The following is a 25,882-nucleotide window of genomic DNA, read 5'->3' as shown; positions in this document are numbered from 1 at the left end:
AAGGATTGGGCCTCAGCCTCGTGTCGCCTGCATGACCTTCATCAAGTGGATCGCCATCCTCGCTGCGGCCGGCTATGTCGCCGGTCTCGTCCTGCTCTATGCGAAGCAGCGCGAGATGCTGTTTCCGATCCCGACCGTCGAACGGACGGCGCCGGCCGCCGCAGGATTTTCACTGGCCGAGGAGCACCTCCTGGCCACGTCGGACGGCGAGAAGGTGATCGTCTGGCACGTGCCTGCCAAGCCCGGCCGTCCCGTGATCCTCTATTTTCACGGCAATGGCGATTATCTCGCCGGTCTTGTCAGTCGCTTCAAGGCCATGACGGCCGACGGCAGTGGTCTCGTCGCGCTGTCCTATCGCGGCTATGCCGGCTCGAGTGGTGCGCCGAGCGAGCAGGGCCTGCTGCGTGACGCGGCGGCCGCTTACGCCTTCGCGACCGCGCGCTACGCCGCGGAGCGGATCGTCGCCTGGGGCTTCTCGCTCGGGACCGGCGTGGCGATTGCGGTCGCATCCGAGCACACGATCGGCAAATTGATCCTGGAGGCGCCTTACACGTCGATGGCCGACGTCGCGGCCTCGCTCTACCGGTTCGTGCCGGCCCGCTTGTTGATGCGCGACCAGTTTCGCTCGGACGAGCGCATCGCCCGCGTTACCGCGCCGCTTCTGATCATGCATGGTACAGACGATCCGACTATCCCGATCGAGTTTGGGGTGCGGCTGTTCGCGCTCGCCCACGAGCCCAAGCGCCTCGTCCGACTTTCCGGTGGCGGACACAACGATCTCGATGCCTTCGGGGCCATGGAGATCGCGCGACAATTCATCAATGGCAGCTAAGGGCTGACGCGCGCGATCTTCTCGCGCATAATCGCACCGGCTCGATTTAAGGATTTGTCTATATGAGCGCTCACGGACCGATGCCGCGGTCGTCATGGATTTTCCCCGCCCTGGCGGTGCTGTTGTTCCTGATCGTCACCGCGACCGGCTACGGCTTCATGCTGTCGGCCGGGGGCTTCGTGTTTGCGATCGTCCTTCTGGTGATCCTGTTCGGCACGGTGTTCGCGGCCGTCCATCATTCCGAGGTGATCGCGGAGCGGATCGGCGAGCCCTTCGGTACGCTGCTGCTCACGCTGTCGGTCACCATCATCGAGGTCGCGCTGATCACGACGATCATGCTGGGCGACAAGCCGGCGCCCGAACTCGCGCGCGATACGGTTTTCGCGGTCGTGATGATCGTCTGCAACGGCCTGGTCGGCCTCTGTGTCTTCATCGGCGGCCTGCGCTACCGCGAGCAGGGCTTTCAGGTCTCCGGCGCCAACGTCTATCTCAGCGGATTGATTGCGCTCGCGACCATCACGCTGATCATGCCCAACTACACGCTGACCACGCCGGGCCCGTTCTACTCGGCGCTTCAGCTCGGCTTCGTCGACCTCGTGACGATCGTACTGTACGGCGTATTCCTCTATACGCAGACCGTCCTGCACCGCGACTATTTCATCAATCAGACCGGGGACGACGATGGTGGCGGGAGCCATCTGTCGGGCAAGATGCTGGCGCTCAGCCTGGTGCTGCTCCTGATCTCGCTCTTGACCGTCGTTCTCCTCGCCAAGAAATTCTCGCTCGTCGTCGATGCCGTCGCCGGCATGATCGGCGCTCCGCCCGCGTTTGCGGGCCTTCTGGTTGCGCTCCTGATCCTGATGCCGGAAGGCGTCTCCGCCATCGCGGCGGCGCGCAAGAACGACCTCCAGAAGAGCATCAATTTGGCGCTCGGCTCCTCGCTTGCGACCATCGGGCTGACCATTCCGGCGGTCGGGCTCGCCACCTATGCCTTCGATCAGCCGCTCGTGCTGGGCCTGAACCCGCAGAACACGGCGTTGCTGTTCCTCACATTTTTGCTGAGCATGCTGACATTCGGGACCGGTCGGACCAACGTCCTGTTCGGACTGGTCCATCTGGTGGTATTTGCCGTCTACGTCTTCATGGTCTTCGTGCCCTGAAGCGCGATGAGATTGGGATAAATCTTCATCGCGCTTCAGTTTGTTGTTTGGGCATGATCTCCGCGCAAACGTGTTCCGCGTTTGTCGCGAAAGCCGCTGCCCACTTTTCCGGATCATGCCACTGGAGAATTCCGATGCTTGCCGCCAAATCCGAGGTCCAGATCGACAACGAGCAGGTCCGGGTGACCGAGTGGCGGCTGGCGCCGGGCAGTGCGACCGGGCACCACGTCCACGGGATGGACTACGTGATCGTTCCCGTCGTCGCCGGCGAAATGACCATCGTCGCGCCCGATGGCGGGCGCTCCAAGGCGCAGCTCGCGGCGGGGAAGTCCTACTTCCGCAAGGCGGGTGTCGAGCACGACGTGCTTAACGAAACCGCAACCGAGATCGTGTTCCTTGAGATCGAGCTGAAGCCGTAAGTCCCGTTCACCAATTGCCATCGATCCGTCGCAGTTGATCCCTTACTATGCCCCAAAGTTCCCGCATCAGATCGCGCGGGGAGTGGCCGGAATGCTGAAATACCTCGCTAAAATTTCGATGGATATTTTCCCCTCGGTGCTCGCGACGATCATCGGGGCGTACATCGTTAATCATTACATCAACGCCAAGCCTGCCCCCGACACCCCCGCGGCGGCCATTGCGCCCGCCCAGCCCGGCAAGGACGGTAAACCTGCCAACGTCGCCAATCTCCCCGCACCGGGCGTCAAGGCCAAGGGCATTTCCGAGAAATCCGTGACGGACAAGCCGGCGGCTGAGAAGCCCGCCGACAAACCCGCCGATCGGCCGGCCGAGACCAAGGCTGCGGATGCCAAGGCCGCAGATGCCAAGCCTGCGGATGTAGCGCCCGCCGAGACCGCCTCCACAAACGTCCGCGGCCGTCCGTCGGCGCGTGAGAAGGCCGTCGCCAAGTCCACCCCCGCCGCTAGCGCTCCCGCTGCGGCCGCGCCGGTCGTCGAGGCCAATTCGGCTCCGGCGGCCGCCTCGACGGCTGCAACCCCGGATGCCAACGATCTTGCGCGCGCCGCCATCGAGCGCCTGCGCAAATCGCCTGAGAGCAGGTCGGCCGAGAACAAGTCGGCTGAGCCCGCGGCGCAGGAGTCGGCCCACGCGATCGAGGCGCCCCGGGCGCAGGAGACGCCGCGGGTAGTCACCGCGGGACCATCGGCCGTGCGGCCGCTGCCGCCGCCGATCACGGTGTCGACGCCATCAGGCGAAACCTATGGCAACGGTCAGTCGTCGGCGAACCCGCCCTACACGGCGTCGGTCGGCAACGACGATCCCAACAGGCTGACCCCGCCGGCTGATATTCCCGTGCCGATGCTTCCGCCGCCGCTCGATTTGCGTGCCGACGCGGGCGGGTCCGCTGGCCCGCGGCCCAAGACCAATGTTGCCGACGACATGCTGTCTGGCATGAAGTCGATGTTCCACGCCGTCCTGCCGAAGGGCGTCACCCCGGATTAAGGCGCCAGCACCGCGCCTGGCCTGTCAGCCACCGACGCGGGCAAGGCCGCTGCGCGCGGCGTCGTCGCGCGGCCGAAGCGCGACCGCCTTGGTGTAGGACGCTGCAGCCTTGGCCTTGTCACCCAGCCGCTCGTAGGCCTGCCCCCTCGTCGTCCAGACCTGGGCATTGTGCGGATCAGCCTCGGACGCCTCATCGAGGTCGGCTGCCGCCTCCTTGACCTTGCCGAGCGCGAGATAGCTGACGGCGCGGCCGAGCAGCGGCTCGGCCTTTTGCGGGTTGAGCCCGCTCGCCGCGCCGAAATCGGCGATCGCGAAATCGTGCTCGTTGTTGCCCTGGTAGATCAGGGCGCGGCCATAGAGCGCCTGCGCGTTATAGGGATCGAGCGCGACCGCCCGATTGAACTCGTCGAGTGCGGCAGCCGTCTCTCCGGACTTCGCCAGAGCCTGGCCTTTCGCGGTGTGGGCCTGAGCCTCGCTGACATTGCCGGCACTGACGGCGCTGTCGGTGGCTGCCGCCTTGGGCGCCTCCTGCGGCTTGTCCTTCTCAGGCATCAGCGATCCCAGATCGAAGGAGCAGCCGGACAGTATGATTCCCACTAAAGCCAGCATGAGCGGCTGCCGCCATACGTGGCGCGACCGCGCCAACAGGCGCTCGGGGAAAGGGGAAGCCATCTACGGTTCGCTCGCGCTGGTGCCGCATCTGTAGTGCCCCGTCCCAGGAAAGGCACCGCTACAAACTAATAACGCGGGCCCGGGGCCCGCGTCATCGAAAACTCAGTCGTGCAGATCAGGAAAATCAGCGCGGTCCGCGACCGGCGCCCGGACCACCACGGCCGCCAGCACCGCGGTCGCCACCGGGACCTGCGCCGAACACCGGCTTCGGCTTCATCGGCAACAGGCCTTCGCGCTGCAGCTTCTTGCGGGCGAGCTTGCGCGCGCGGCGCACGGCTTCAGCCTTTTCGCGGGCCTTCTTCTCGGAGGGCTTTTCGTAATGGCCGCGGAGCTTCATCTCGCGGAAAATACCCTCGCGCTGCATCTTCTTCTTCAGCGCCTTGAGGGCTTGATCAACATTGTTATCGCGAACGAGAACCTGCACGCGGCATCCTCTTCAGTGGATCGGATTTGAATTCTGGTAAGTCAAAGGGGGTGGCAAAACGCCCGGCCCTTAACCTTGAGCGCGCGGATGTATCAGACAAAAGGTGAGATGTCCACCTGCGAACCAGCATTTCGGGCCAAGTTCGGCCACTAAATGAGGCGAAAGTGCCCTTGTGCGGCCCCGATTTGGGAGATTTGGCGCCAAGGACGGGGCGGCAGCCGGAGCTTTGCTCCGGAAATCTTGGAAATCAGGGGAAACGCCACATGGACATGAAAAAATACGCCGCCGAGGCTATCGGCACCTTCTGGCTCACATTCGCAGGTTGCGGGAGTGCAGTGATCGCAGCCGGCTTTCCGCAGGTCGGAATCGGCCTGGTCGGCGTCTCTCTGGCATTCGGACTGAGCGTGGTCACCATGGCCTATGCCATCGGCCACATCTCCGGCTGCCACCTCAACCCGGCCGTCACGGTCGGCCTGGCTGCCGGCGGACGTTTTCCGGCCGGGCAGATCCTTCCTTACGTGATTGCACAGGTGGCGGGCGCAATCGTGGCCGCCGCGCTTCTCTATGTGATCGCGAGCGGCGCTGCCGGATTCGACGTCGGCAAGGGCTTCGCCTCCAACGGCTATGATGCGCACTCGCCCGGTCATTACAGCATGGTCGTATGTTTCATCACCGAGGTGGTGATGACCATGATGTTTCTGTTCATCATCATGGGAGCCACCCACGGCCGCGCGCCCGCGGGCTTCGCGCCGCTCGCGATCGGGCTTGCGCTGGTGATGATCCATCTCGTCAGCATTCCCGTCACCAACACGTCGGTGAACCCGGCGCGCAGCACAGGGCCTGCTCTGTTCGTCGGCGGTTGGGCGATGGCACAGCTCTGGCTGTTCTGGGTCGCTCCACTGATCGGCGGCGCGCTGGGCGGTGTGATCTATCGCTGGCTGAGCGAGGAGCCGACGGGCGTCGTCGCAGGCGTGAAGACGGCGTGATCGCAGGCACGCGCCGCGATCCCGTCACTTGCCTCGTGCCGGTCGAACCTCGGTGACGTGGCCCATCTTGCGGCCGGGGCGCGGCGCGCCCTTGCCGTAGAGGTGGACGGTCGCGCCCGGGACGGTCAGCCACTTCTCGTAATCGCTGATCTCGTCGCCGATCAGATTGGTCATGGTGACGACCTCACCGTGGCGCACCGGCTTGCCGAGCGGCCAGCCGGCAATGGCACGGATGTGCTGCTCGAACTGTGAGACCGAAGCGCCGTCGAGCGTCCAGTGACCGGAATTGTGCACGCGCGGGGCGATCTCGTTGACCAGCACTTTTGGCCCGGTGCCGTTGGCGAGCACGAACATCTCGACCGCGAGAACACCGACATAGTCGAGCGCGCTCGCGATCCTGCTGGCGATGCCGCGTGCCTCATCCGCGAGCGAATCCGGAATCGGCGCCGGCGCGCGGGACACTTTGAGGATGTGATCGCGGTGCTCGTTCTCGGTCACGTCGAAGCATTCGACCTGGCCCGCGGCCGAGCGCGCGGCGATCACGGAAATCTCGCGCTCGAACGGCACGAAGGCCTCCAGGATCGCCTGCTTGGTGCCGAGGCTGGTCCACACCTTGGCGATGTCGTCGCCCTCGCGGATGATGGCCTGGCCCTTGCCGTCGTAGCCGAAGCGGCGGGTCTTCAGCACCGCCGGCAGCCCGATCCTGACGATGGCCTCACGCAGCGAAGTGACCGAGGTGACGTCGGCATAGGGCGCCGTGCCGATCCCGAGCCGCGTCACGAAATCCTTCTCGGCAAGCCGGTCCTGTGTGGTCTCGAGGATCTTGCGGTTCGGCAGCACGGGGCGGCGCGCGTCCAGCACCATTGCGGCGGCGGCCGGCACGTTCTCGAATTCATAAGTGATGACGTCGACGTCGCTGGCGAACAACTCCAGCGCTTCGACATCGGCATATTCGGCGCAAGTCGCGTTCAGCACAACGTCGAAGGCCGGGGAATCGGGATCGGGAGAGAACACTTGGCAGCGCAGGCCCAGCCGCGCCGCGGCCATGGCCAGCATCCGGCCGAGTTGTCCGCCGCCGAGGATTCCGATGGTGTCGCCGGGCTTCAGCTTCACCCGATTGGTGTCAGTCACGCCTTGTCCTCCGGTCGCTCGGCAACCGCCTCGGTCTGCGCCTTGCGCCAGGCGGCCAGGCGGTTCGACAGCGCCGGATCGGACAATGCCAGCACGGCGGCCGCGAGCAGCGCCGCATTGATCGCGCCCGCCTTGCCGATCGCCAGGGTGCCGACCGGGATGCCCGCCGGCATCTGGACGATCGAGTAGAGCGAGTCGAGCCCCTTGAGGGTCCTGGATTCGACGGGGACGCCGAAGACGGGGAGTTCCGTTAGCGCCGCCGCCATGCCGGGCAAATGGGCTGCGCCACCGGCGCCGGCGATGATGACCTTGAAGCCTGCGGCCTTGGCGCCCTTGGCGAAGGCGAACAGCCGATCCGGGGTTCGATGCGCGGAGACGATGTGGCTCTCGCAGGCAACGCCGAGCGCTGCGAGCGTGTCGGCGGCATGCCGCATTGTCTCCCAGTCCGACTGGCTTCCCATGATGATGGCGATCGGCGCGGTCATGACGTCAATTGTGCTCGGGAATACAGAAACATAGGCCAGATTATCGGTTCCGGCCGGCGGCTCGCAAGGCGGTGGCAAGGAGAAGGGAATGCACTATCCTGTCTTGGTGAATCCCCGCAAGCCTTCATTGAGCAGGATGCCCATGAAGAAACCAAAAAGGGCTATCGCTGCGAAGGCCAAAAAGGGCCGAAAGACCAGCGGGAGCCGGTTCAAGACCGCGGCCAAGCGTCCGGCCGGGCTGGCGCGGCGTCGCGTGCCGGCCGGCGACGGCGCCAAGGCGACGATCCGCAGCCTGCGGACCAAGCTCAAGGAGGCCCTGCAGCGGGTGGCGGAACTCGAGGCGGTGGCCGATACGGACTTCCTGCTCGAAATTCCCAATCGGCGCGGCTTCGAGCGCGAGCTCCAGCGCGCCATCGCCTACATGAAGCGCTACCGCGCCAGCGGCGCGCTGATTGTGCTCGATGTCGACCGGCTGAAGCCGATCAACGACTCCTTCGGCCACGCCGCGGGTGACGAGGTCCTCAAGGTGATCGCCGCCACACTGACGCGCCAGGTGCGCGCGTCCGATGTGGTCGGCCGTCTCGGTGGCGACGAATTTGCGCTGCTGCTGTGGAATCTCAGCGAAACCGACGCCAAGGCAAAGGCCGCGACCTTTGAGCAGGCGATCGACGAGCTGTCGTTCGTCTTCCGCGGCCAGCGTGTGAACGCGGGCGCGTCCGCCGGCGTGGCGCTGCTCGGGCCGCAGTCCGATGCCGGCCGTGTGCTGGAAGAGGCCGACGCCGCGATGTATGTACGCAAGGCGCATCGGCGGCACGAGCCAACGTCACCACGAGCCGCGGATCGGGCTGGTCAGCACCTGATCTAAAGGGCGCCGAGGTCTTCCGGCACGCTGCCGAATTTCCGCAGCAGCTTGGGGTCGCCGAACTCGCCGGTCATGGGATCGCCGCTGCGGCTGAACGCGATCGCGCCGATGTGGCCTGCGCTGCGCGCCAGGATTTCGGCGCGCCGCAGGGCGGCCGCCGAATTCTGGCATTCCTCCGCGGTGCCTGCGACCGGCGATCCGCTGGCATCGATCAGGAAGGGCATTGCAACGTAGTAGGTGATATCCGACATGGCGTTGCTCCGGATGGTGGCATCAGGCGGCGCTGCTCTTGCTCCGCATCTCGCCGCGCGAGGTCTCGGGGATGCAGCCGGCCGAAATCGCCGCCTGCAATTCCTCGAGCTCCGCCTCCAGATATTCGTTGGCCATGATCAGCGCCTTGATGGTGCTGCGCAGGTTGCCGTCGCACATCGCGATCGCCTGATCGCAGGCTTGTTCATAGTGACTGTTGTCGAAAAGGGGTGCTGGCATTGGGTGTTTTCCTGGGGCGGTTGGCTCCCAAATGTTCTCTTTTTGTTCCAAGTGAGTCAAGCGGAATCCCGCGCTGCGCGCCAGATGTTCGCAGACCAATTGGTTCGGAGACATGGCCGGCGCTTTTGAAGGCGAGCCGCCACGAAAGGCGCGTCGCGATCAGGCGATAATGTCGGGCGTGATCTGGTCTTCGATGAACGCGATCCGGTCGCGTAACAACAGCTTGCGCTTCTTGAGGCGCTGCAACCGCAATAGGTCGGGGGCGGGCGATTGATGCAGCGCATCGATCGCCGCATCGAGATCTCGGTGTTCCTGCTGCAACCGGGCGAGCTCGGCTTCGAGCTCGCGCTCATTTTCATTGGTCATGATCTGCGGTGGCCGAAAAACCCGATGAGCGCTAAGACAAGGCTGTGGACGTCCTGTGGAAATTATCGTCCTTGCGCGGCGTGATCGCAAGCGATCTCGGTCGTCACGCACCGTTCTCTTGCAACATGGTGCAGTAGATCGCTGCGGCACTGGACGAGCGCATTGATATCACGGGTTTTTCCGGGGCGGTTCCGTACTCACGCTTCATTACATATGAATTTTCAAAAATGACGGTGCGACAACGGATAATCATCGACAGAAGGAATCGCTGATGTACACTTCGCCGTCCGGATCGAATCCTAAGGTTCAACCCTACCGAGGAGGTTTCGAATGACAATTCAGGCACATCTGGTTGAATTGGAGCGGAAACACAAACTTCTCGAAAACGAATTGCACGAAGCACTCGTGCACCTTTCAACAGACGACCTGCAAATTGTTGAGTTGAAGCGCCGGAAGCTGATGGTCAAGGACCAGATCGAGCGGTTGAAGCACAACTCGGACGACACGCTTCACTAGTCATCCCCGTACACAGCGTAGAGTTGACCGTATCCCTTCATGCAGGGATGAGCGCGGTTGCGCTCGTCCCTGCGGTGAGGACCACCGCGCAATCATCATTGCGCGCGATTTAGATTCCTGCGAGTGCGGCGACGTGATCCGCGATCGCAAGCGATGACGTCAATCCCGGCGATTCGATGCCGAACAGATTGATCAGGCCCTCGACGCCATGATCGCGCGGGCCCTGCATCAGGAAATCCTGCGTGGCGACCGCCGGCGGCACGATCTTCGGACGGATGCCTGAATAGCTCGGCATCAACGCGCCGTCAGGCAGCGTCGGCCAGTATTCGCGAATGGCCGGATAGAAGCGCTCGGCGCGCGACGGGTCGACCGCGTAGTCGACCGTCTCGATCCATTCGACGTCCGGACCGAACCGCGCCTGGCCTGCCATGTCCAGCGTCAGATGCACGCCGAGTCCGCCTGGCTCGGGCACCGGATAGATCAGGTGCGAGAACGGCGCCCTGGCGCTGCAGCTAAAGTAATTTCCCTTGGCGAGATAGGCCGGCGGAATCCGTTCCAGCGGCATTCCGTCAATGTGGCGCGCAACTGTGGTCGCCGCGAGGCCGGCGGCGTTGACGAGCAAGGCGCATTGCAGCGTCATCGGAGCGTCGCCGCCGGCATCGATCTCGATGACACCGCCCGAGGCCTTGGCCCGGATCAGCGGCGTGTGAAACGCAAAGGCCGCGCCGGCCGCCTCGGCCTCGCCCCGCAGCGAGAGCATGTAGGCGTGGCTGTCGATGATGCCCGTCGAAGGCGAGAGCAGCGCGGCATCGCAAGCGAGCGCCGGCTCAAGTGCGCGGGCGGCCTCGCCCGCGAGCAACTGCATGTCGAGGACGCCGTTGGCTTCGGCGTGGGCCTTGATCGATTGCAGCTTCTCGGTCTCTTTCGGAGTGGTCGCAACGATCAGCTTGCCGCAGTTTTTGTGCGGGATGCCGCGCTCGGCGCAGTAACGGTAGAGCGCGTGCTTGCCGCTGACGCACATGCGGGCCATCCAGCTCCCGGCGCGGTAGTAGATGCCGGCATGGATAACCTCGCTGTTGCGCGAGGACGTGACGGTGCCGATGGCCTCCGCTTCCTCGAGCACGATCACCTCGCGCCCGGCCTGGGCGAGCCGTCGGGCGACCGCGAGCCCGACGACGCCCGCTCCGATGACGACGCAGTCGACCCTATCCATGGAAGTGCAGAGCTTTTGCTGGAAACGCCGATGGCGCGAGGGCCTGTTTGCCTGGAAAACGGGCCACAAGGCCGCCTTCCGTTAAGGAAGCATTTATCATGTCAGGGCAATTGCCGTATTTCACGTCACATTTTTCTGTCGCGCGTACAGGCGTTTACCCGATCCAAACCCGTGAAGCCAGACAATCCGCAGTGGAAATCGCGGGTGGCTGATGGCTGACAAGAACTGGCACGCGGGCAGCACGATACTGATTCCTGTGCAGGCCGCGGTGTGCCTGGCCTGCGCGGCTGCGCCTGCACGCGCTTTTGCACTGTCCGACCAATTCGCTCCGCCGAGCTATATCGGCAGGCTCGATCCCAGTGTGGTCTGGGAGGCCCTGATCGGGGGCATTGCCGTCTGCACCTTCCTGGCCGCGATCGCACTATGGATCCATTCGGCGTTGCGCCGGGCCAAGCGGTCGCAGTTGCGCCGTAACGCGTTCGTCTCCTCCGCCATGAACAATCTCAACCAGGGCGTGGTGATGACGGATGCGCAGCAGCGCATCATGTTCTGCAACGACCGCTACCTCGATATCTACGGCCTATCGCGCTCGGACCTCTGGGCCAACATGACCGGGAACGACATTCTCAAGCTGCGGCGCGACCGCGGGGTCCTCGGTGTTTCCGACGACGAGTTCTATGAGAATGCGTCCAGCCCGAACGGCCTGATCACCGAATTGCCGGACGGGCGCGCCATCCTCGTGAAGTACTTCGTGCTTCCGAACGGCGGCTCGGTGGCTACGCATCTCGACGTCAGCGAGCAGCGCAAGCTGTCGCGGCAACTCGCGTCCACCAAGCAGTTCCTGGAAACAGTGCTGGACAACGTGCCCGCCTGCGTGGCCGCGAAGAACATCGAGGACGGCCGCTACATCTTCGCGAACAGCGCCTATGAGCGGTTCTGGGGCTTCTCGCGGGACCAGGTCGTCGGCAAGAATGCGAGCGAGCTGTTCGCGCCCGCCTCGGCGGCCACCATCGAGGCCACCGACCGGGCGGCGCTCGAAGCGAGCGACGGACAGTTCCGCAACCAGTTCGAGGTCGAGCGCGGTGCGGCGCGGCGCATGGTGGCCTCGATCCGGATCGTGGTCCGCAACGAGAGCAATCAGCCGGAATTCCTGCTGGTGGTGTTCGAGGATATCACCGACCGGCGCTCGCTGTCGCAGGAGCTGGAGAGCGCCAAGAAATTCCTCGACCTCGTGGTCGACAACATCCCGGTGGCGCTGATCGTGGAGCAGGTCAAGGACGGGCGCTACCTGCTTGCCAATCGCAGCGCGGAAACAATCCTCAACCGCAAGCGCGAGGAAGCCACGGGTCTGACCGCCGCCGACATTTTCAACGCCAAAGAGGCGAAGCTGATCATCGCGCGCGACGAGGCGGCGATCAAGAAGCGCGGGATGATCACCGAGGAGCATCCGATCTCCACCAAGGACGGCCTGCGGCTGTTCCTGACCCGCCGCGCCACCGTGCTCAATGATTCCGGCGAGCCGCAATATCTGATCAAGACCCACGAGGACGTCACCGACCGCCGCCAGACCGAGTCGCGGATGGCGCATATGGCCTATCACGACGGCCTCACCGACCTGCCGAACCGCGCCGCGTTCCTTCAGGCGCTGACCCAGATGATCGAGGCCTGTGAGGGCACTGGCGAGGAGTTCGCCGTGCTTTGCATCGACCTCGACGGGCTGAAAGAGGTCAACGACGTCTTTGGCCATGCTGTCGGCGACAAGCTCCTGGTCGAGGTGGCCCAGCGGCTCCAGGATGCCGCGCGCGGCGGCGTGGTGGCGCGCCTGTCCGGCGACGAGTTCGGCCTGATCATCGACGGCAAGCAGCCGGACACCGGGCTTGCGCTGGCCCGGCAGCTCGGCGACGCCTTGGCCCAGGAATTCCACATCGACGGCCGCGCGGTCCGCGCCGGTGTCACCACCGGCATGTCGATCTTCCCGCACAATGGCGCGGACGGCGCCTCGCTGCTCGCCAACGCCGGCGCGGCGCTATTCCGTGCCAAGCAGAAGTCGCGCGGCTCGATCAGCCTCTACCAGCCCGAGATGGACCAGCAGATCCGCGACCGCCGCGTGCTGCACCAGGACCTGTCGAAGGCGATCAAGAACGGAGAACTGTCGCTGGCGTTCCAGCCGCAGGGCATTGCGGGCAACAGCGTCGCCGAGACCGAGATCATCGGGTTCGAGGCGCTGGCGCGATGGCAGCATCCGATGCGAGGTCAGGTCTCGCCGGCGGAGTTCATCCCGATCGCGGAGGAAAGCGGCCTGATCGTCGAGATGGGCGAATGGATCCTGCGCGAGGTCTGCCGCGAGGCGGCGTCATGGCCGAAGCCGCTCCAGGTCGCGGTCAACCTGTCGCCGGCGCAGTTCATGCACGGCGACGTGGTTGGGCTCGTCCATTCCATTCTGCTTGAGACGGGCCTTGCGCCCGGTCGGCTGGAGCTCGAAATCACCGAGGGTGTTCTGATCGAGGATTTCGACCGGGGCCTTGCGCTGCTACGTCGGCTGAAGGCGCTCGGCGTACGCATCTCCATGGACGATTTCGGCAGCGGCTACTCCTCGCTGAGCTATCTCCAGGCGTTCCCGTTCGACAAGATCAAGATCGACCGCGCCTTCGTCATCAACCTCGGACGTAACCCGCAATCGGCGGCGATCGTCCGCGCCGTGATCGATCTCGGCCACGGCCTGGAAATGTCGATCATCGCCGAAGGCGTCGAGACCGTCGAACAACTCGCATTCCTCGCCAGGGAGGGATGCGACGGCGTGCAGGGCTATCTGCTCGGCAAGCCCAAGCCGATCGAGCAGTATGCCGGCCTGATCGGACGTGCCGAGACAATGGAGCTTGCACTCAAGACCGGCTAGTGGTGGGCGGACGCTTGCTTCGCTCCCTCTCGACGGTTTCATGGCGGATTACGACCTCGCGATCATCGGCGGCGGCCTCAACGGTGTCAGTATCGCGCGCGATGCTGCCGGCCGCGGCCTGCGCGTCATCCTGTTCGAGCAGGGCGATCTGGGCGGCGCCGCATCGTCGGCGACGCCGCGTCTGATCCATGGCGATCTGTCGGTGCTGGAACGTCGGGGCTTCTGGCGCGTGCGCCGGGCGCTCGCCGAACGCAGGATCTGGCTGTCCATTGCGCCGCATCTGGTCCGGCCGATGCGCTTCGTGATCCCCGCGCATTCCGACGAGCGGCCGCCCTGGCTGCTGCGCGCCGGCCTGTTCCTCTATGACAGCCTTGCCGATCGCAGTGGCCTGCCGCGATCGACGACCCTCGACATTACCCACCATCCGGTCGGCAACGCGCTGAAGCGTCCGTTCGGCACCGCCTTCGATTATTCGGACTGCGTGGTCGATGATTCCAGGCTGGTGGTGCTCACGGCACTGGACGCAGCCGAGCGCGGCGCTGCGATCCGGACCGGGGTGCGCTGCGTGCGCGCTGATAGAACCGACGTCTGGCGGCTCGCAGTGGTCGATCGCGGCAACCGCCGGGTGATCACGGCGCGCGCGCTCGCCAATGCCTCCGGCGGCTGGACGCCGCTCGTTGCGGAGACCGTGCTGCGCCAGCCGTCGCCCCCCATGGCGGCGATGCAGATGAGTCAGATTGTCGTGCCGCGGCTGTTCGAGTCCGACAACGTCTATGTGTTTCAGAACAGCGACGGGCGGCTGATCTTCGCGAGCCCCTTCGAACGCGAGTTCACGCTGATCGGCACGGTCACGCACGCCTTCACGGGCGATCCTGCAATCGTGGCGATACGAGGCGCCGACGTCACCTATCTGTGCGAGGCGGTAAGCCGCTATTTTCGCGAGCGGGTCACGCCGACCGACGTGGTGCGAACCATCTCCGGCGTCAACCTGACGCTGGCCTCCGTGCGCGGGCGCGACGGGACGACGCTGTTCCACGCGCGCCGCCGCAAGGCGCCGTTGATCACGTTGTTCGGCGGCGACGTCACAACCTCGCGGCTGCGCGCCGAGCGGGCCGTGACGAAGCTGACGCCGTTCTATCCGATGTCGCCACGTTGGACGGCCGGCGCCGCGCTCCCGGGCGGAGACTTTGCCTGGCACCGCTTCGACACCGAGGTCGACATTGCGCGCGACCGCTGGCGGTTTCTTGCCGAGCCAGAGGCGCAGCGGCTGGTCGCGGCCTATGGCACGCGATTGCCGGCGGTGCTTGGCGAAGCCAAGAGCCGCGACGAACTCGGCCTCGCCTTTGGTCCCGAACTGACGGCTGCGGAGGTGCGCTATCTGATGAGCCACGAATGGGCGCGCTTCCCCGACGACATCCTGTGGCGTCGCTCCAAGCTCGGCCTGACCATGCCTCCGGCCGATCGCGACGCGCTCGCCGCGTTTATGGCCAACGCCATGTGACATTTCGAACCGGTTGAGCAAAGGCCGATCCGCCGCTAGCGTGCGGCGGCATCGGGGTTGGCGAGGAACATGTCTGAAGAAGTGCCTGGAACAGAAGTCGTGGCGGTCGCGGCCAGCGGAGAGGTGCAGCCGGCGGCCGGCCGGCCATTGCTGCGCATCGAGGGCGTCGCCAAGACGTTCGGCACGTTCCGAGCCGTGGATGGCGTGTCGCTCGACATCAAGGCCGGCGAATTTTTCGCCCTGCTTGGTCCCAGCGGCTGCGGCAAGACCACGCTGCTGCGCATGCTCGCCGGCTTCGAGGCGCCGGACGAGGGACGCATCCTCCTCGGTGACAAGGACATCGCGCAGGCGCTGCCGCACGAGCGCCCGATCAACATGATGTTCCAGAACTACGCGCTGTTTCCGCATCTTTCCGTGCGCGACAACATCGCCTTCGGCCTGAAGCGCGCCGGCATGGCGCGCGCCGACATCGCCGCCCGCGTGGCGGAGATGGTCGCGCTGGTGAAGCTCGAAGGGATGGAGGCGCGCAAGCCCGACCAGCTCTCCGGCGGCCAACGCCAGCGCGTGGCGCTGGCGCGCGCGTTGGCACGCCGACCGCAGCTTCTGCTGCTCGACGAGCCGCTCGCCGCGCTCGACAAGAAGCTGCGCGAGAGTACGCAAGGCGAATTGATGGAGCTCCAGCGCCGGCTCGGCATGACCTTCATCATCGTCACCCACGACCAGGAGGAGGCGATGACGATGGCGAGCCGGATCGGCGTGATGAATGCCGGCCGGCTCGATCAGGTCGCAGGCCCGCGCGAGCTCTACGAGACTCCGCGCTCCCGCTGGATCGCGGAGTTCGTCGGCGACATCAACCTGTTCGGCGGCGAGCTCAAACTGCGCGATGGTCATCGTCTGGTCATTGCCACCGACGACGCCGGCACGCTGGTGACGGCCGAGCCGCGCGAGCCGATCGATGGCACCAGATTGTCGGTGGCGATCCGCCCCGAAAAGGTCAAGCTGTCGCGCCGCGCCCCGGTGGGCGAGGCATCGGCAATCAACCAGCTCGACGGCGTGATCGCTGACATCTGCTATCTCGGCGGCTCTACCACCTACAAGGTGAAGCTCGACGGCGGCGGCATGGTGCGGTCCTCGGTGACCAACTCAGCGCGTCTCGACGTCGATGCCTATAGCCTCAACCAGCACGTCGTTGCCTGGTTCAGCCCCGATGACTGCATGGTGCTCGACCGATGAGCGCGCGCCGCATCTTCGCCCGGCCGGCGCGGTTTGCCGCGATCGCGCCCTATGTCTGGATGGCGCTGTTCTTCCTGGTCCCGTTCGGCTTCGTGCTGAAGATCAGCCTGTCGCAGACGGCGATCGCGCAGCCGCCTTACGAGCCCGTGTTCGACCTCACCGCGGGCTGGACGGCAATCAAGACCGCGTTCGCCGCGCTGTCGATCGATAATTTCAAGCTGCTCGTCTCCGACGAGATCTATGTGTTCGCCTATGTGCGCAGCCTCACCGTTGCTGCCACCGCGACCGCGCTCCTGCTCCTGATCGGCTATCCCGTCGCCTACGGCATGGCACGGCTGCCGCGGCGTTGGCAGGCGGTGGCGATGGTGCTGGTGATTGTGCCGTTCTGGACCTCGTTCCTGATCCGCATCTACGCCTGGATCAACATCTTGCAGCATGACGGCCTGCTCAATCAGATCCTGCTGGCGCTGCATCTGGTCAGTGAGCCCGTGGTGTGGCTTTCCACCGACAGCGCGATGTATCTCGGCATCGTCTATTCCTACTTGCCGTTCATGATCCTGCCGCTCTATGCCACGCTCGCCAAGATGGAGGCGGCGCTGGAGGAGGCCGCCGCCGATCTCGGCGCCCCGCCGCTAAAAGTGTTCTGGCTCGTCACCTTTCCGCTGTCGCTGCCCGGCGTCGGCGCCGGTGTACTCCTGTGCTTCATCCCGATCGTCGGCGAGTTCGTCATTCCGGATCTTCTGGCCGGCTCCAACTCGCTGATGATCGGCCAGACACTGTGGCTCGAGTTCTTCACCAACAAGGACTGGCCGGTCGCTTCCGCCGCGGCCATCGTGCTTCTGATCGTGCTGCTGGCGCCGCTGTTGCTGTACGAGCGGCTGCAGCGGCGGCAGTTGGAGGAGCGGTGAGATGCGCAAGCCCTCCCGTCTTTCCCGCTTCAACATCGCCTCGCTCGCGCTGGGATTGGCGTTCCTTTACTTGCCGATCCTCATCCTCGTCATCTATTCCTTCAACGCCTCGCGGCTGGTGACGGTGTGGGGCGGCTGGTCGCTGCGCTGGTACCGCGAGTTCTTCAACGACCGCGCCATGATCGAGGCGGCGTGGATGAGCCTGCGCGTCGCGGTCGGTTCGGCGACGATTGCCACGCTACTCGGAACGCTCGCCGCGGTGGCGCTATCGCGCGGTGAGCGCTTTCGCGGCCGCACCCTGTTCTCCGGCATGCTCTATGCACCGCTGGTGATGCCGGAGGTGATCACCGGACTGTCGCTGTTGCTGCTGTTCGTGGCGCTCAACGCCGAGCGCGGCTTCTGGACGGTGACGATCGCCCACACCACGCTGACGATGTGCTTCGTCGCGGTGGTGGTGCAGTCCCGCCTTGGTTCGCTCGATCGCTCTCTGGAGGAGGCAGCGATGGATCTCGGCTGCGATCCGGTGCGCGCCTTCGTGTCCGTCACCCTGCCGCTGATCGCGCCCGCGATCGTCGCGGGCTGGATGCTGGCCTTCACGCTGTCGCTCGACGACCTCGTGATCGCGAGCTTCACCACCGGTCCCGGCTCGGCAACGCTGCCGATCCGGATCTATTCGGAGGTGCGGCTTGGCGTGAAGCCCGAGATCAACGCTATCTGCACGCTGGTGATCGGCGTAATCGCGGTGGTCATCGTCATCGCCTCGCTCGCCTCGAAATTGTCGAGCTCGCAAGGCGAGAGCGCGGCGCCGCTCTAAGTGGTCATTCCGGGGACGCGCCAAGGGGCGCGCCCCGGAATGACGTTGCGAATGCCCTACGACTTCACCGCGCCCGCCGTCAGCCCGCCAACCATGTAGCGGCGGAAGGCGTAGTAGATCGCGGCTGGAGGCAGCGCGTAGATGAAGCCGGTGGTCATCAACAGCTCCCAGGGCGAGTCGTCGGCGGCGAGGAAGTTGCCGAGCGCGACGGGGAGCGTGATCTCGCGGTCGTTCGACAGCAGCAGGAACGCGTAGAGATATTCGTTCCAGGCGAGCAGCACCGCGTAGGTGCCGATCGCGACCAGCGAGGGCATCATCAGCGGCAGGTAGACCAGGCGGAAGATCTGCAGCGTGGTGGCACCGTCCATCACCGCGGCTTCATCGAGCTCGACCGGGAGCTTGTCGGAGGCCTGCTTGAGCACCCAGATCGCGTAGGGCGAGGCAATCGTCACCATCGCCAGGATCAGCGACCAGTGATTGTTGAGCAGGCCGTAATTGCCCATGGTGCGGTACATCGGCACGGCGAGGAACGCCGCCGGGATGAAGTAAGTGAAGAGCGCCAGGTTCATCACCACGCGCCCGCCGGGCACGCGCAGCCGCGAGATCGAGAACGCCGCGGCGGTGGCGATGAACAGCGTCAGCACGCCGACGGCGGCCGCGATCAGCGTCGAATTCCAGAACTGCACATAGAAGTCGCGCAGGAAATAGTGCTGCTGGTTGAACACGATCGAGAAGTTGTGCAGCGTCGGATGATCCGGCCACAGCTTGCCCGAGAACGCGTCCTCCTTCGGTGAGATCGCGAACAGGAACATGTGGTAGATCGGGATCATCGTCCAAAGGAAGACGGGAATGCCGATCAGCAATAGCCGCGCTTCGGTCGCGACTTCGCGTAAGGTAGGGAGCTTCATCGCGACAACCGTTTCATCATGAAGTACACGAGCGGCAGCACGAACGGCATCGCGCAGACGATGGAGGCCATCGCCAGCGAGAGCTGATCGAGCCGGAGATAGCGGATGCCGAGCGTTGACAGCACGTGGGTCAGGTCGGCCGGCCCGCCGCCGGTGAGCAGGTAGACGCTGTTGAAATCGCCGAGCGTCCAGATCATCGAGAGCAGCGTGCAGGTGACGTAGAGTGTCTGCATCGACGGCCAGGTGATGTAGCGGAATTTCTGCCACCAGCTCGCACCGTCGACCTCGGCGGCCTCGAACAGGTCATGCGAGATCGCAAGGCGGCCGGTGATCAGGATCAGCGTCCAGAACGGCAGCGACTTCCAGATGTGGACGGCGATCGCCATAGTCAGCGCCACCGTCGGATCGTTCAGCCAGTTCGGGCCGTCGTCACCGGTGAGGGTGAAGATGAAATGGTTGACCATGCCCCACTCGGGATTGAGCATGAAGCGAACCGACAGGATGGTCGGGATCGACGGCACCGCCCAGGGCAGGATGAAGATCACCGAGAGCCATTTGATCCAGGTGCGCTGCTGGGCGAAGAAGCCGGACAGGAACAGCGCGATCAGCATCTTGATGTTGATGCCGATGACAAGGAAGATCAGCGTGTTGACCGCGGCGCGCGCGAAGATCGGGTCGTTGTAGAGCGCGACATAGTTTTCCGGCGCGCGTGCCAGCCACAGCCCGTAGCCGACGGGATAGACGACAAAGGCGAGGAAGACGAGCAGATAGGGCGCGAGCAGCACGATGCCCCAGACCTGCGCCGGGGTCAGCCGCGACGACAAGGGCGCTGAAGGTATCGTTTGATCGCCAGAGAGCGTGATCGCCATTCTTTCGAACTCTTTAGAACGGACTGCCGGCCGCACTAGGCGGCCGGTGATGGTCTTGCACCTCTCCCCGCGAGAGGCAAGGAGAGGTGAGGATGATTTAGCCTGCCACCTGCTTGATGCGGGCGATCAGTTCGTCGACGGCCTTGTCGACCGGCACCTTCTCGCTCACCACCCGATTCATCGCCTTGGCCCAGACGTTCTCGTTGTTCAGGATCGTGAACTTCCAGTTCTTGGTGAAGTCGAACGGCGCGGTGCCGCCCATGAACTGGTTATAGACCGCCTTGCGGTGCTTGTCGGCCTGCCAGAACGGGCTTGCCTGGCTTTCCTTCGTCACCGGGAACCAGCGGCCGAGCGCGCCCTCGATGTAGGGACGGACGTTCTCTTCCTGGAGCAGGAAGCTGAGGAACTGCTTCGCCTCGGCCTTGTTCTTGGCCGCGGTGAAGATCAGGCCCGTTTTGACGTCCGAGCGGTACTTGATCGTCGATCCATCCGGCGCCTTCGGGAAGGACGCGGTGATGATGTCCTGCTCATAGGCCTTCTTGCCGGCTTCGCGCTGCTCGGGCGTGAGCGCCTGATTCTGGGAGTCCTCGTACCACTTCGCCGCGATCGAGATCGTGAAGTTGTGCGTCATCACGATCGTCTTGTTGTGGAAGGCGACGTTGTTGTCCGGATCCTTCCAGGTCGTTGAGGAGGGCGGAGTGCAGCCCTTGATGTAGGTGTCGGTGTAGTCCTTCAGCGCCTTGATCAGGCCGTCGCGGACCTTGGGATCGTCGACCAGCAGCTTGCCGTCGTCGTCGACCAGCTTGACATGGTAGGCGTCCATGAAGGTGTAGAACGACTGGAAGGCATCGGTCGATTCCACGCCCATCGGCTGGCCGACGCCGTAGATGCGCTGGCTGGTCGCCTTGCGGATGGCGGGCTGCACCTTGTCGCACCAGAACGACCAGTAGCCGGTCCAGTCGGTCGGGATGTCACTCTGCTTGAAGCCGGCCTTCTCCAGCATGTCGCCCCAGATCTGGACGTGCATGCTCTGCTGCTTCAGCGGGAAGCCGTAATAGGCCTTCTTCTTGGTGACGTCGTTGTAGAGGATCGACGCTTCCAGCGTGTTCGGCGCGAACCTGTCCTTGATCGGCTCCATGACATCGGACAGATCCTCGAGCTTGCCCTCGTAGGCCCACTTGCCCTGCGCCTGCACGTCATAAGAGTCGGAATAGGCGATATCCGGCACGGTGCCGGCATCGAGCGCGGCCACCGTCTTCGGAATCATGTCCTGAATCGCGTACTGCGACAATTCGACCTTGATGCCGGTCTTCGCTTCAAACTTCTTGATGGCCTCGATCAGCGCGTCGTCTTCAGATCGATAGAAACCCTTGCCCCACCAAACGGTGATCGTCTTCTGCTGCGCAAAGGCGGGTGCGGTGGCGGCAAACAGCCCGACCGCAGCGACCGCGAGTGAAAATGCGCCAATAACCCTGGATCTCACGTTTTTCTCCCTCAAACGACCGGCCTTTTAACCGGTTAGCTAAAACACTAGCGCATGGGCATTAGCCGATCTAGCGGCTTCTTGTCCAACCTAGGTCTGGGGTGAAGGGCTGTGGAGATGCGTCAGCCGCGCATCGATCCAAACGCCGCATCAATTCGCCCGGATCATTTCGCGTTGATCAGATCGCGACAGGTCGATCGGCATTTTCAGTTCGATTTGGTTTCAGTTCGACTTGGCGCCGGCCTTGCCGTTGTCCGCCGTGGGCGAGCCCTCCGGTGCCGGGTGCTTTCCGCCGGTGATGCGCTCGATTGCGGAGCGAACGGCGTCGCCGGTCTTGCGCTCCTTCAGCATGTCGAGCAGGGGAGCCGACGCCGGCGAGCGGCGGATCAGGCTCTCCGGGTCGGGGAAGATCAGGGGATCGTCCCAGGGGCCCTGCACCACGAAGGGCAGCTCAAAGCCGGAGGAGGTGTTGAGGCTCGCCACACCCTTCATGTCGTACTCGCGCGTCGGGACCGAGGCTGTACCGGCCAGCGTGATCTTGGCCGAAGGTCCTTCGACGCGGATGTCCTCGGCGGTGGCGATCCCGTCGGCGAACTTCACCGCGATGGTGAGATTGTTATAAGGCGTCGAGCCGTTGCGGAAATTGCCGCCGCCAGACAGCGGCCGCCGCTCCAGCCGCTTCAGGAGCTGCTCGGCATTGAAGCCCGAGATCGCGCCGTCGTGCCCGACCACGGTGGCAGTGCCGTCGAGCGACTGGGCGAGACCGAACGGGCTCGAACCGGAGGCGACGAGCGACACGTTGATGTTGCCGCGGCCGGACAGCTTGTTGATGCCGAACAGCTCGGAGGTGCAGGCCTGAAGGTCGACATCGGTGAACTGGAATTGCGCCTTGACGTCGGCGACGGTGTCGGATCGTGCAATCCCAAACGAGCCTCTGGCGATGCCGCCATAGACCTGCGCTTCGCCGACCGAGAGCGCCAGCGTGCCGTTGCGCAGGTTCGCGCCGATCGCGGTACGGCCGAGCTTCGACGGTCCGACCGTCAACCGCGCGGCCGACAGGCGCATGTCGAGATCGGTGCTCGACAGGCCGTTGAGATCGAAGAGCTGCCTGTTCCAGTCGCGCGCGCCACTCGCCAGCAGGCGGAAGGTCGAGATGTAGGGCGTGAAGTCGAGTGCGTCGGCGGCCAGCGTCGCCTGGAGCGTCTGCCGGCCATTATTGGCGTAGGTCATCACGCCCTCGGCGACGTTACCGTCGAGTTCGACATTGACGTTGGTGAGCGCGATCGAGGCGCCCACGACATTGGCCCGCGCTTTCAGCGCGAAGCGGCCGAAGCCGCCGCTGCCGGGCTGCGGCTGGCCGGTCCAGCGCAGCGCGTTGCGCAAGGACGGGCTGTCGATGGTGAGGGTGCCCTCCATCATCGGGCTGGTGCGGTTGGCGACGCTGCCGTCGAAGGCGAGCTTGAGCGGGGCGCTGGCGATGCGCGCCTTCAACCCCGAGCGATCGCCGGAGAGCGCCGCGACGAAATCGGCGAAGCTGATCGAGCCGTCGACGCGCTCGCCGCGCCAGTCGAACTGACCGGTGGCGGCAAAGGACCGCGAGATCGACGGCCAGGCCAGCGACAGGTCGATGTCCTCGAGCTTCTCGGTGGCGTGGGTCGCAACGTCCTCGTAATTGAGCACGCCGTCCTGGATCCTGATCTCGGAGAACGAGACCTGGTTGTCGGCGCCGGGTTTCATCGTGCGCGCAATGGTCTGGATGAAGGGCGTCCAGTTGCTCTCGCCGTCCGGCTTGAGGCTGACATGGATATGCGGCCGCAGCAGCATCAGGTCGGCGATCTCGAACCGTTGCAGCAGCAGGGGCAGCAGCCGCAAATTGGCGGTGAGCACGTCGACATGAAGTGCGGGATCGCTGGTGCCGCCGCCCTTGAGGCCGACGTCGTGGAAGGAAATGTAGCTTGCCGGCAGGATCGAGATATCGATCGCACCTGCGACAGTGAGCTCGAGCCCGGTGACGTCGCGGATCTGTGCCTCAACCGCCCTGCGCAGCGTGTCGCGGTTGATGAGCCATGAGGTCGCGATCAGGGCGATCAGCGCGACGCCGAGCAGCGCCGCGATCGGCGTCCCGAGGCGCTTCATTCCTTGGGCCATGGTCAATGGCATATCCTGATCGGGTTGGTCGTTGGAGCCGGAAAGGTGCGCCGGGTAACCTGCGCGCCCACGCCCAACCCCCGCAACTTGATGGGTTTTCTTGTCGCTTTCAAGGCCGCGGACTGGTTATGCCCACGGCGTGGGCAGCTTCTATCACCCACCGGCGGGGCGGAGAACCCCGTATGATTGACGGCCTCGGACCATTTCGCCTAATAATCGCCGCGAATGAAGGGCGCGCGACGCCTCCAAGCCGAAGGTTTCCTGCATGAACAAGGTCTATCCCGACGCGAAGTCGGCCCTCGACGGCATTCTGAAAGACGGCATGATGATCATGTCCGGCGGCTTCGGTCTCTGCGGCATCGCCGAGGAGCTGTCGGACGCGATCCGCGAGTCCGGCGTCAAGGGCCTCACAGTGGTCTCCAACAATGCCGGCGTCGACGGGATCGGGCTCAGCCGCCTGCTGGAGACCCGGCAGATCAAGAAGATGATCTCGTCCTATGTCGGCGAGAACAAGCTGTTCGCCCAGCAATTCCTCGCCGGCGAGCTGGAACTCGAATTCAATCCGCAGGGCACGCTCGCCGAGCGCATTCGCGCGGGCGGTGCGGGCATCCCGGCGTTCTACACCAAGACCGGCGTCGGCACGCTGATCGCCGAAGGCAAGGAAGTGAAGGAGTTCGACGGCGAGAAGTATCTGATGGAGCGCGGCCTGTTCGCCGACCTCGCAATCGTGCACGCCTGGAAGGGCGATACCGCCGGCAACCTCATCTACCGCAAGACCGCGCGCAACTTTAACCCGATGATGGCGACCGCCGCGAAGATCACGGTGGCCGAGGTCGAGCATCTGGTTCCGGCCGGCGAGCTCAATCCCGACCACATCCACACGCCCGGCATTTTCGTGAAGCGCATCGTCGAGGTCGGCACCGCCAAGAAGCGCATCGAATTCCGCAACACCCGCCCGCGCCCGGCAGCTTAAGATCAGGAGAACGACATGGCCTGGACCCGTGAACAGATGGCCGCGCGCGCCGCGAAGGAATTGCGTGACGGCTATTACGTCAATCTCGGCATCGGCATTCCGACGCTGGTCTCGAACTACATCCCGGATGGGATGGATGTCAGCCTCCAGAGCGAGAACGGCATGCTCGGCATGGGTCCGTTCCCGTATGAGGACGAGGTCGATGCGGACCTCATCAACGCCGGCAAGCAGACCGTGAGCGAGCTGCCCTCGACCGCCTATTTCTCCAGCGCGGACTCCTTCGGCATGATCCGCGGCGGCCACATGGATCTCTCCATCCTCGGCGCCATGCAGGTGGCCCAGAACGGCGACCTCGCCAACTGGATGATCCCCGGCAAGATGGTGAAAGGCATGGGCGGCGCGATGGACCTCGTCGCCGGCGTCAAGCGCGTCGTCGTGGTGATGGAGCATTCCGCCAAGGACGGTCCGAAGCTCCTGAAGAAGTGCAACCTGCCGCTGACCGGCGAGCGCGTCGTCGACATGGTCGTCACCGATCTTGCCGTCTTCACCATCGACAAGCACGGCGACGGCGGCATGGCCCTGATCGAGCTCGCCGATGGCGTTTCGCTCGACGAGGTCAAGGCCAAGACCGAGGCGGAATTCCGCGTCGCGCTGAAGAATATGTAAGGCAACCGGTCATGGGGCGCGTATGACGATACGGTCTGCGCGTCCCGACGACGCCGATTTCATCGCAAGAACCATCCTGTCGGCGCAGCGCGGCTATCGGCCGCGCGGCTGGTTCGACGTCGCGCTCGGGTGGCCCGAAGCGCAGTGCCTCGATTTCATGGCACGCATCGCAGTCGCGCGTGCGGTGTCGATCTGGCACGTCTCACAATTCCTCATCGCTGAAGTCGACGGCAAGCCGGCCGCCGCGCTGTGCGCGCTGCCTGCGGCCGGCACGGGACCTGCGGCCTGGCGCGCGATCGAGGAGGTTGCCGCCGCGACCGGGCTCGCCGCGTCCGAGCTCGAAGCCATCCGACAGCGCGGCGCCTATGTTCGGGGTTGCTGGGTGCAGGGCGGCGAGGGCGACTGGATGATCGAGTACGTCGCGACCGATCCCGCTTATCGCGGCCGCGGCCTGGTGCAGGCGCTGATTGCGCGTGCACTGGACACCGGCAGAGCGGCTGGCTTTGCGCGGGCAACCATTTCGTTCCTTATCGGCAACGACGCGGCCGAGCGATGCTACAGCAAGGCCGGATTTGTCTCCGCGGAAGAGAGGCGTGATCCCGCCTTCGAGGCTTTGATCGGTGCACCGGGCTTTCGAATGTTCGCGCGCGGTCTCCACATTTGACACTGTCATGCCCCGGCTTGACCGGGGCATCCAGCACGCCGCGGCTTATCCGTATTCGTCGCCACCTCTGCAATACTGGATCGCCCGCTTTCGCGGGCGATGACACCGAGAGCGGGGCATGCACGTCCCCCGATCTCGTCATTGCGAGCGCAGCGAAGCAATCCAGGTTGTCTCCGCGGAAAGATTCTGGATTGCTTCGCTGCGCTCGCAATGACGGAGTGT

Annotated in this window: 27 protein-coding genes; 15 read left to right on the top strand and 12 right to left on the bottom strand. The window is 64.6% G+C overall.

Annotated features, from left to right (window positions below):
• Positions 1-31: 31 nt before the first annotated feature.
• The 4 genes from MTX21_RS21380 (at position 32) to MTX21_RS21365 (ending at position 3,453) form a co-directional block, all read left to right on the top strand.
• Positions 32-832 (top strand): alpha/beta hydrolase, encoded by an 801-nt coding sequence (locus MTX21_RS21380; RefSeq protein WP_280966672.1) that lies wholly within the window; start codon positions 32-34, stop codon positions 830-832.
• Between the two features lie 62 nt (positions 833-894).
• The gene (locus MTX21_RS21375; RefSeq protein ID WP_280966671.1) at positions 895-1,992 is read left to right on the top strand and encodes an ionic transporter y4hA; all 1,098 of its coding nucleotides are present in this window, start codon (positions 895-897) and stop codon (positions 1,990-1,992) included.
• A gap of 134 nt (positions 1,993-2,126) precedes the next feature.
• A complete protein-coding gene (locus tag MTX21_RS21370) occupies positions 2,127-2,411 on the top strand; it encodes a cupin domain-containing protein (RefSeq protein ID WP_280966670.1) in 285 nt (94 codons plus the stop codon).
• 91 nt (positions 2,412-2,502) lie between these two features.
• Positions 2,503-3,453 (top strand): hypothetical protein, encoded by a 951-nt coding sequence (locus tag MTX21_RS21365; protein ID WP_280966669.1) that lies wholly within the window; start codon positions 2,503-2,505, stop codon positions 3,451-3,453.
• Between the two features lie 24 nt (positions 3,454-3,477).
• Here the strand turns inward: MTX21_RS21365 and MTX21_RS21360 are convergent, their stop codons facing one another.
• Positions 3,478-4,125: a tetratricopeptide repeat protein gene (locus tag MTX21_RS21360; RefSeq protein ID WP_341511659.1), complete on the bottom strand. Its 648-nt coding sequence runs from the start codon at positions 4,123-4,125 to the stop codon at positions 3,478-3,480.
• Between the two features lie 124 nt (positions 4,126-4,249).
• The gene (gene rpsU, locus MTX21_RS21355) at positions 4,250-4,549 is read right to left on the bottom strand and encodes a 30S ribosomal protein S21 (protein WP_279372941.1); all 300 of its coding nucleotides are present in this window, start codon (positions 4,547-4,549) and stop codon (positions 4,250-4,252) included.
• Positions 4,550-4,812: 263 nt separating this feature from the next.
• On the opposite strand from rpsU, the gene aqpZ reads away from it, so the two are divergent.
• The gene (gene aqpZ / locus MTX21_RS21350; protein WP_280966667.1) at positions 4,813-5,535 is read left to right on the top strand and encodes an aquaporin Z; all 723 of its coding nucleotides are present in this window, start codon (positions 4,813-4,815) and stop codon (positions 5,533-5,535) included.
• A 24-nt stretch (positions 5,536-5,559) separates the two neighbouring features.
• Here the strand turns inward: aqpZ and MTX21_RS21345 are convergent, their stop codons facing one another.
• On the bottom strand, positions 5,560-6,666 hold the full coding sequence (locus MTX21_RS21345; RefSeq protein WP_280966666.1) for a 5-(carboxyamino)imidazole ribonucleotide synthase: 1,107 nt from the start codon (positions 6,664-6,666) through the stop codon (positions 5,560-5,562).
• Positions 6,663-7,151 (bottom strand): 5-(carboxyamino)imidazole ribonucleotide mutase, encoded by a 489-nt coding sequence (gene purE, locus MTX21_RS21340; protein WP_280966665.1) that lies wholly within the window; start codon positions 7,149-7,151, stop codon positions 6,663-6,665. The genes MTX21_RS21345 and purE overlap by 4 nt, the downstream gene beginning before the upstream one ends.
• A 142-nt stretch (positions 7,152-7,293) precedes the next feature.
• On the opposite strand from purE, the gene MTX21_RS21335 reads away from it, so the two are divergent.
• On the top strand, positions 7,294-8,016 hold the full coding sequence (locus tag MTX21_RS21335) for a GGDEF domain-containing protein (RefSeq protein WP_280966664.1): 723 nt from the start codon (positions 7,294-7,296) through the stop codon (positions 8,014-8,016).
• Here the strand turns inward: MTX21_RS21335 and MTX21_RS21330 are convergent.
• The 3 genes from MTX21_RS21330 to MTX21_RS21320 all read right to left on the bottom strand — a co-directional run bounded on the left by MTX21_RS21330 (position 8,013) and on the right by MTX21_RS21320 (position 8,868).
• Complete coding sequence (locus MTX21_RS21330) at positions 8,013-8,264, bottom strand: hypothetical protein (RefSeq protein ID WP_280966663.1); 252 nt, start codon at positions 8,262-8,264, stop codon at positions 8,013-8,015. The two genes, MTX21_RS21335 and MTX21_RS21330, sit on opposite strands and share 4 nt — an antisense overlap.
• A gap of 22 nt (positions 8,265-8,286) precedes the next feature.
• Positions 8,287-8,502: a hypothetical protein gene (locus MTX21_RS21325; RefSeq protein WP_280966662.1), complete on the bottom strand. Its 216-nt coding sequence runs from the start codon at positions 8,500-8,502 to the stop codon at positions 8,287-8,289.
• A gap of 159 nt (positions 8,503-8,661) precedes the next feature.
• Positions 8,662-8,868, bottom strand: a complete 207-nt coding sequence (locus tag MTX21_RS21320; RefSeq protein WP_280966661.1) for a DUF465 domain-containing protein — start codon at positions 8,866-8,868, stop codon at positions 8,662-8,664.
• A gap of 330 nt (positions 8,869-9,198) precedes the next feature.
• Here MTX21_RS21320 and MTX21_RS21315 point away from each other — a divergent pair, with 330 nt between their 5' ends.
• On the top strand, positions 9,199-9,384 hold the full coding sequence (locus MTX21_RS21315) for a DUF465 domain-containing protein (RefSeq protein WP_063701369.1): 186 nt from the start codon (positions 9,199-9,201) through the stop codon (positions 9,382-9,384).
• Positions 9,385-9,493: 109 nt separating this feature from the next.
• On the opposite strand, the gene MTX21_RS21310 is transcribed toward MTX21_RS21315, so the two are convergent.
• Positions 9,494-10,597: an NAD(P)/FAD-dependent oxidoreductase gene (locus tag MTX21_RS21310; RefSeq protein ID WP_280966660.1), complete on the bottom strand. Its 1,104-nt coding sequence runs from the start codon at positions 10,595-10,597 to the stop codon at positions 9,494-9,496.
• Positions 10,598-10,808: 211 nt separating this feature from the next.
• On the opposite strand from MTX21_RS21310, the gene MTX21_RS21305 reads away from it, so the two are divergent.
• The 5 genes from MTX21_RS21305 (at position 10,809) to MTX21_RS21285 (ending at position 17,949) form a co-directional block, all read left to right on the top strand.
• The gene (locus MTX21_RS21305; protein ID WP_280966659.1) at positions 10,809-13,493 is read left to right on the top strand and encodes an EAL domain-containing protein; all 2,685 of its coding nucleotides are present in this window, start codon (positions 10,809-10,811) and stop codon (positions 13,491-13,493) included.
• Positions 13,494-13,533: 40 nt separating this feature from the next.
• Positions 13,534-14,994: a glycerol-3-phosphate dehydrogenase gene (locus tag MTX21_RS21300; RefSeq protein ID WP_280966658.1), complete on the top strand. Its 1,461-nt coding sequence runs from the start codon at positions 13,534-13,536 to the stop codon at positions 14,992-14,994.
• A 69-nt stretch (positions 14,995-15,063) separates the two neighbouring features.
• Positions 15,064-16,227: an ABC transporter ATP-binding protein gene (locus MTX21_RS21295; RefSeq protein ID WP_280966657.1), complete on the top strand. Its 1,164-nt coding sequence runs from the start codon at positions 15,064-15,066 to the stop codon at positions 16,225-16,227.
• Positions 16,224-17,135, top strand: a complete 912-nt coding sequence (locus MTX21_RS21290) for an ABC transporter permease subunit (protein ID WP_280966656.1) — start codon at positions 16,224-16,226, stop codon at positions 17,133-17,135. Before MTX21_RS21295 ends, MTX21_RS21290 begins: the two co-directional genes overlap by 4 nt.
• A gap of 1 nt (position 17,136) precedes the next feature.
• Positions 17,137-17,949, top strand: a complete 813-nt coding sequence (locus tag MTX21_RS21285; RefSeq protein ID WP_280966655.1) for an ABC transporter permease subunit — start codon at positions 17,137-17,139, stop codon at positions 17,947-17,949.
• A 56-nt stretch (positions 17,950-18,005) separates the two neighbouring features.
• Here MTX21_RS21285 and MTX21_RS21280 read toward each other — a convergent pair whose 3' ends face one another.
• The 4 genes from MTX21_RS21280 to MTX21_RS21265 all read right to left on the bottom strand — a co-directional run bounded on the left by MTX21_RS21280 (position 18,006) and on the right by MTX21_RS21265 (position 23,357).
• Entirely contained in the window at positions 18,006-18,857 is an 852-nt protein-coding gene (locus MTX21_RS21280; RefSeq protein WP_280966654.1) for a carbohydrate ABC transporter permease, read from the bottom strand.
• Positions 18,854-19,726 (bottom strand): sugar ABC transporter permease, encoded by an 873-nt coding sequence (locus MTX21_RS21275; RefSeq protein ID WP_280966653.1) that lies wholly within the window; start codon positions 19,724-19,726, stop codon positions 18,854-18,856. The genes MTX21_RS21280 and MTX21_RS21275 overlap by 4 nt, the downstream gene beginning before the upstream one ends.
• A gap of 97 nt (positions 19,727-19,823) precedes the next feature.
• Positions 19,824-21,209, bottom strand: coding sequence for an ABC transporter substrate-binding protein (locus tag MTX21_RS21270; protein WP_280966652.1), 1,386 nt, complete (start codon positions 21,207-21,209; stop codon positions 19,824-19,826).
• A 222-nt stretch (positions 21,210-21,431) separates the two neighbouring features.
• Positions 21,432-23,357, bottom strand: coding sequence for an AsmA family protein (locus MTX21_RS21265; protein WP_280971125.1), 1,926 nt, complete (start codon positions 23,355-23,357; stop codon positions 21,432-21,434).
• A gap of 265 nt (positions 23,358-23,622) precedes the next feature.
• Between MTX21_RS21265 and MTX21_RS21260 the strand changes: the two genes are divergently transcribed.
• Genes MTX21_RS21260 through MTX21_RS21250 form a run of 3 tightly spaced genes read left to right on the top strand, consistent with a single transcriptional unit; the run spans position 23,623 to position 25,660 of the window.
• Positions 23,623-24,330 carry a CoA transferase subunit A gene (locus MTX21_RS21260; protein ID WP_279372925.1) on the top strand — a complete coding sequence of 236 codons (708 nt, stop codon included), beginning with the start codon at positions 23,623-23,625 and terminating at the stop codon, positions 24,328-24,330.
• 15 nt (positions 24,331-24,345) lie between these two features.
• Positions 24,346-24,996, top strand: coding sequence for a 3-oxoacid CoA-transferase subunit B (locus tag MTX21_RS21255; protein ID WP_280966651.1), 651 nt, complete (start codon positions 24,346-24,348; stop codon positions 24,994-24,996).
• A gap of 22 nt (positions 24,997-25,018) precedes the next feature.
• A complete protein-coding gene (locus MTX21_RS21250; RefSeq protein ID WP_280966650.1) occupies positions 25,019-25,660 on the top strand; it encodes a GNAT family N-acetyltransferase in 642 nt (213 codons plus the stop codon).
• Positions 25,661-25,882: the final 222 nt, after the last annotated feature.

The sequence above is a fragment of the Bradyrhizobium sp. ISRA430 genome, assembly GCF_029909975.1.
In the GTDB taxonomy this organism is placed as follows: domain Bacteria; phylum Pseudomonadota; class Alphaproteobacteria; order Rhizobiales; family Xanthobacteraceae; genus Bradyrhizobium.
This window is presented reverse-complemented; position numbering and strand designations above follow the sequence as displayed.

Coding starts and splice junctions, on each gene's coding strand:
- MTX21_RS21380 (WP_280966672.1), top strand. CDS start 32: ATGACCTTCATCAAGTGGATCGCCATCCTCGCTGCGGCCGGCTATGTC.
- MTX21_RS21375 (WP_280966671.1), top strand. CDS start 895: ATGAGCGCTCACGGACCGATGCCGCGGTCGTCATGGATTTTCCCCGCC.
- MTX21_RS21370 (WP_280966670.1), top strand. CDS start 2,127: ATGCTTGCCGCCAAATCCGAGGTCCAGATCGACAACGAGCAGGTCCGG.
- MTX21_RS21365 (WP_280966669.1), top strand. CDS start 2,503: ATGCTGAAATACCTCGCTAAAATTTCGATGGATATTTTCCCCTCGGTG.
- MTX21_RS21360 (WP_341511659.1), bottom strand. CDS start 4,125: ATGGCTTCCCCTTTCCCCGAGCGCCTGTTGGCGCGGTCGCGCCACGTA.
- aqpZ (WP_280966667.1), top strand. CDS start 4,813: ATGGACATGAAAAAATACGCCGCCGAGGCTATCGGCACCTTCTGGCTC.
- purE (WP_280966665.1), bottom strand. CDS start 7,151: ATGACCGCGCCGATCGCCATCATCATGGGAAGCCAGTCGGACTGGGAG.
- MTX21_RS21335 (WP_280966664.1), top strand. CDS start 7,294: ATGAAGAAACCAAAAAGGGCTATCGCTGCGAAGGCCAAAAAGGGCCGA.
- MTX21_RS21330 (WP_280966663.1), bottom strand. CDS start 8,264: ATGTCGGATATCACCTACTACGTTGCAATGCCCTTCCTGATCGATGCC.
- MTX21_RS21325 (WP_280966662.1), bottom strand. CDS start 8,502: ATGCCAGCACCCCTTTTCGACAACAGTCACTATGAACAAGCCTGCGAT.
- MTX21_RS21320 (WP_280966661.1), bottom strand. CDS start 8,868: ATGACCAATGAAAATGAGCGCGAGCTCGAAGCCGAGCTCGCCCGGTTG.
- MTX21_RS21315 (WP_063701369.1), top strand. CDS start 9,199: ATGACAATTCAGGCACATCTGGTTGAATTGGAGCGGAAACACAAACTT.
- MTX21_RS21310 (WP_280966660.1), bottom strand. CDS start 10,597: ATGGATAGGGTCGACTGCGTCGTCATCGGAGCGGGCGTCGTCGGGCTC.
- MTX21_RS21305 (WP_280966659.1), top strand. CDS start 10,809: ATGGCTGACAAGAACTGGCACGCGGGCAGCACGATACTGATTCCTGTG.
- MTX21_RS21300 (WP_280966658.1), top strand. CDS start 13,534: ATGGCGGATTACGACCTCGCGATCATCGGCGGCGGCCTCAACGGTGTC.
- MTX21_RS21295 (WP_280966657.1), top strand. CDS start 15,064: ATGTCTGAAGAAGTGCCTGGAACAGAAGTCGTGGCGGTCGCGGCCAGC.
- MTX21_RS21290 (WP_280966656.1), top strand. CDS start 16,224: ATGAGCGCGCGCCGCATCTTCGCCCGGCCGGCGCGGTTTGCCGCGATC.
- MTX21_RS21285 (WP_280966655.1), top strand. CDS start 17,137: ATGCGCAAGCCCTCCCGTCTTTCCCGCTTCAACATCGCCTCGCTCGCG.
- MTX21_RS21280 (WP_280966654.1), bottom strand. CDS start 18,857: ATGAAGCTCCCTACCTTACGCGAAGTCGCGACCGAAGCGCGGCTATTG.
- MTX21_RS21275 (WP_280966653.1), bottom strand. CDS start 19,726: ATGGCGATCACGCTCTCTGGCGATCAAACGATACCTTCAGCGCCCTTG.
- MTX21_RS21265 (WP_280971125.1), bottom strand. CDS start 23,357: ATGGCCCAAGGAATGAAGCGCCTCGGGACGCCGATCGCGGCGCTGCTC.
- MTX21_RS21260 (WP_279372925.1), top strand. CDS start 23,623: ATGAACAAGGTCTATCCCGACGCGAAGTCGGCCCTCGACGGCATTCTG.
- MTX21_RS21255 (WP_280966651.1), top strand. CDS start 24,346: ATGGCCTGGACCCGTGAACAGATGGCCGCGCGCGCCGCGAAGGAATTG.
- MTX21_RS21250 (WP_280966650.1), top strand. CDS start 25,019: ATGACGATACGGTCTGCGCGTCCCGACGACGCCGATTTCATCGCAAGA.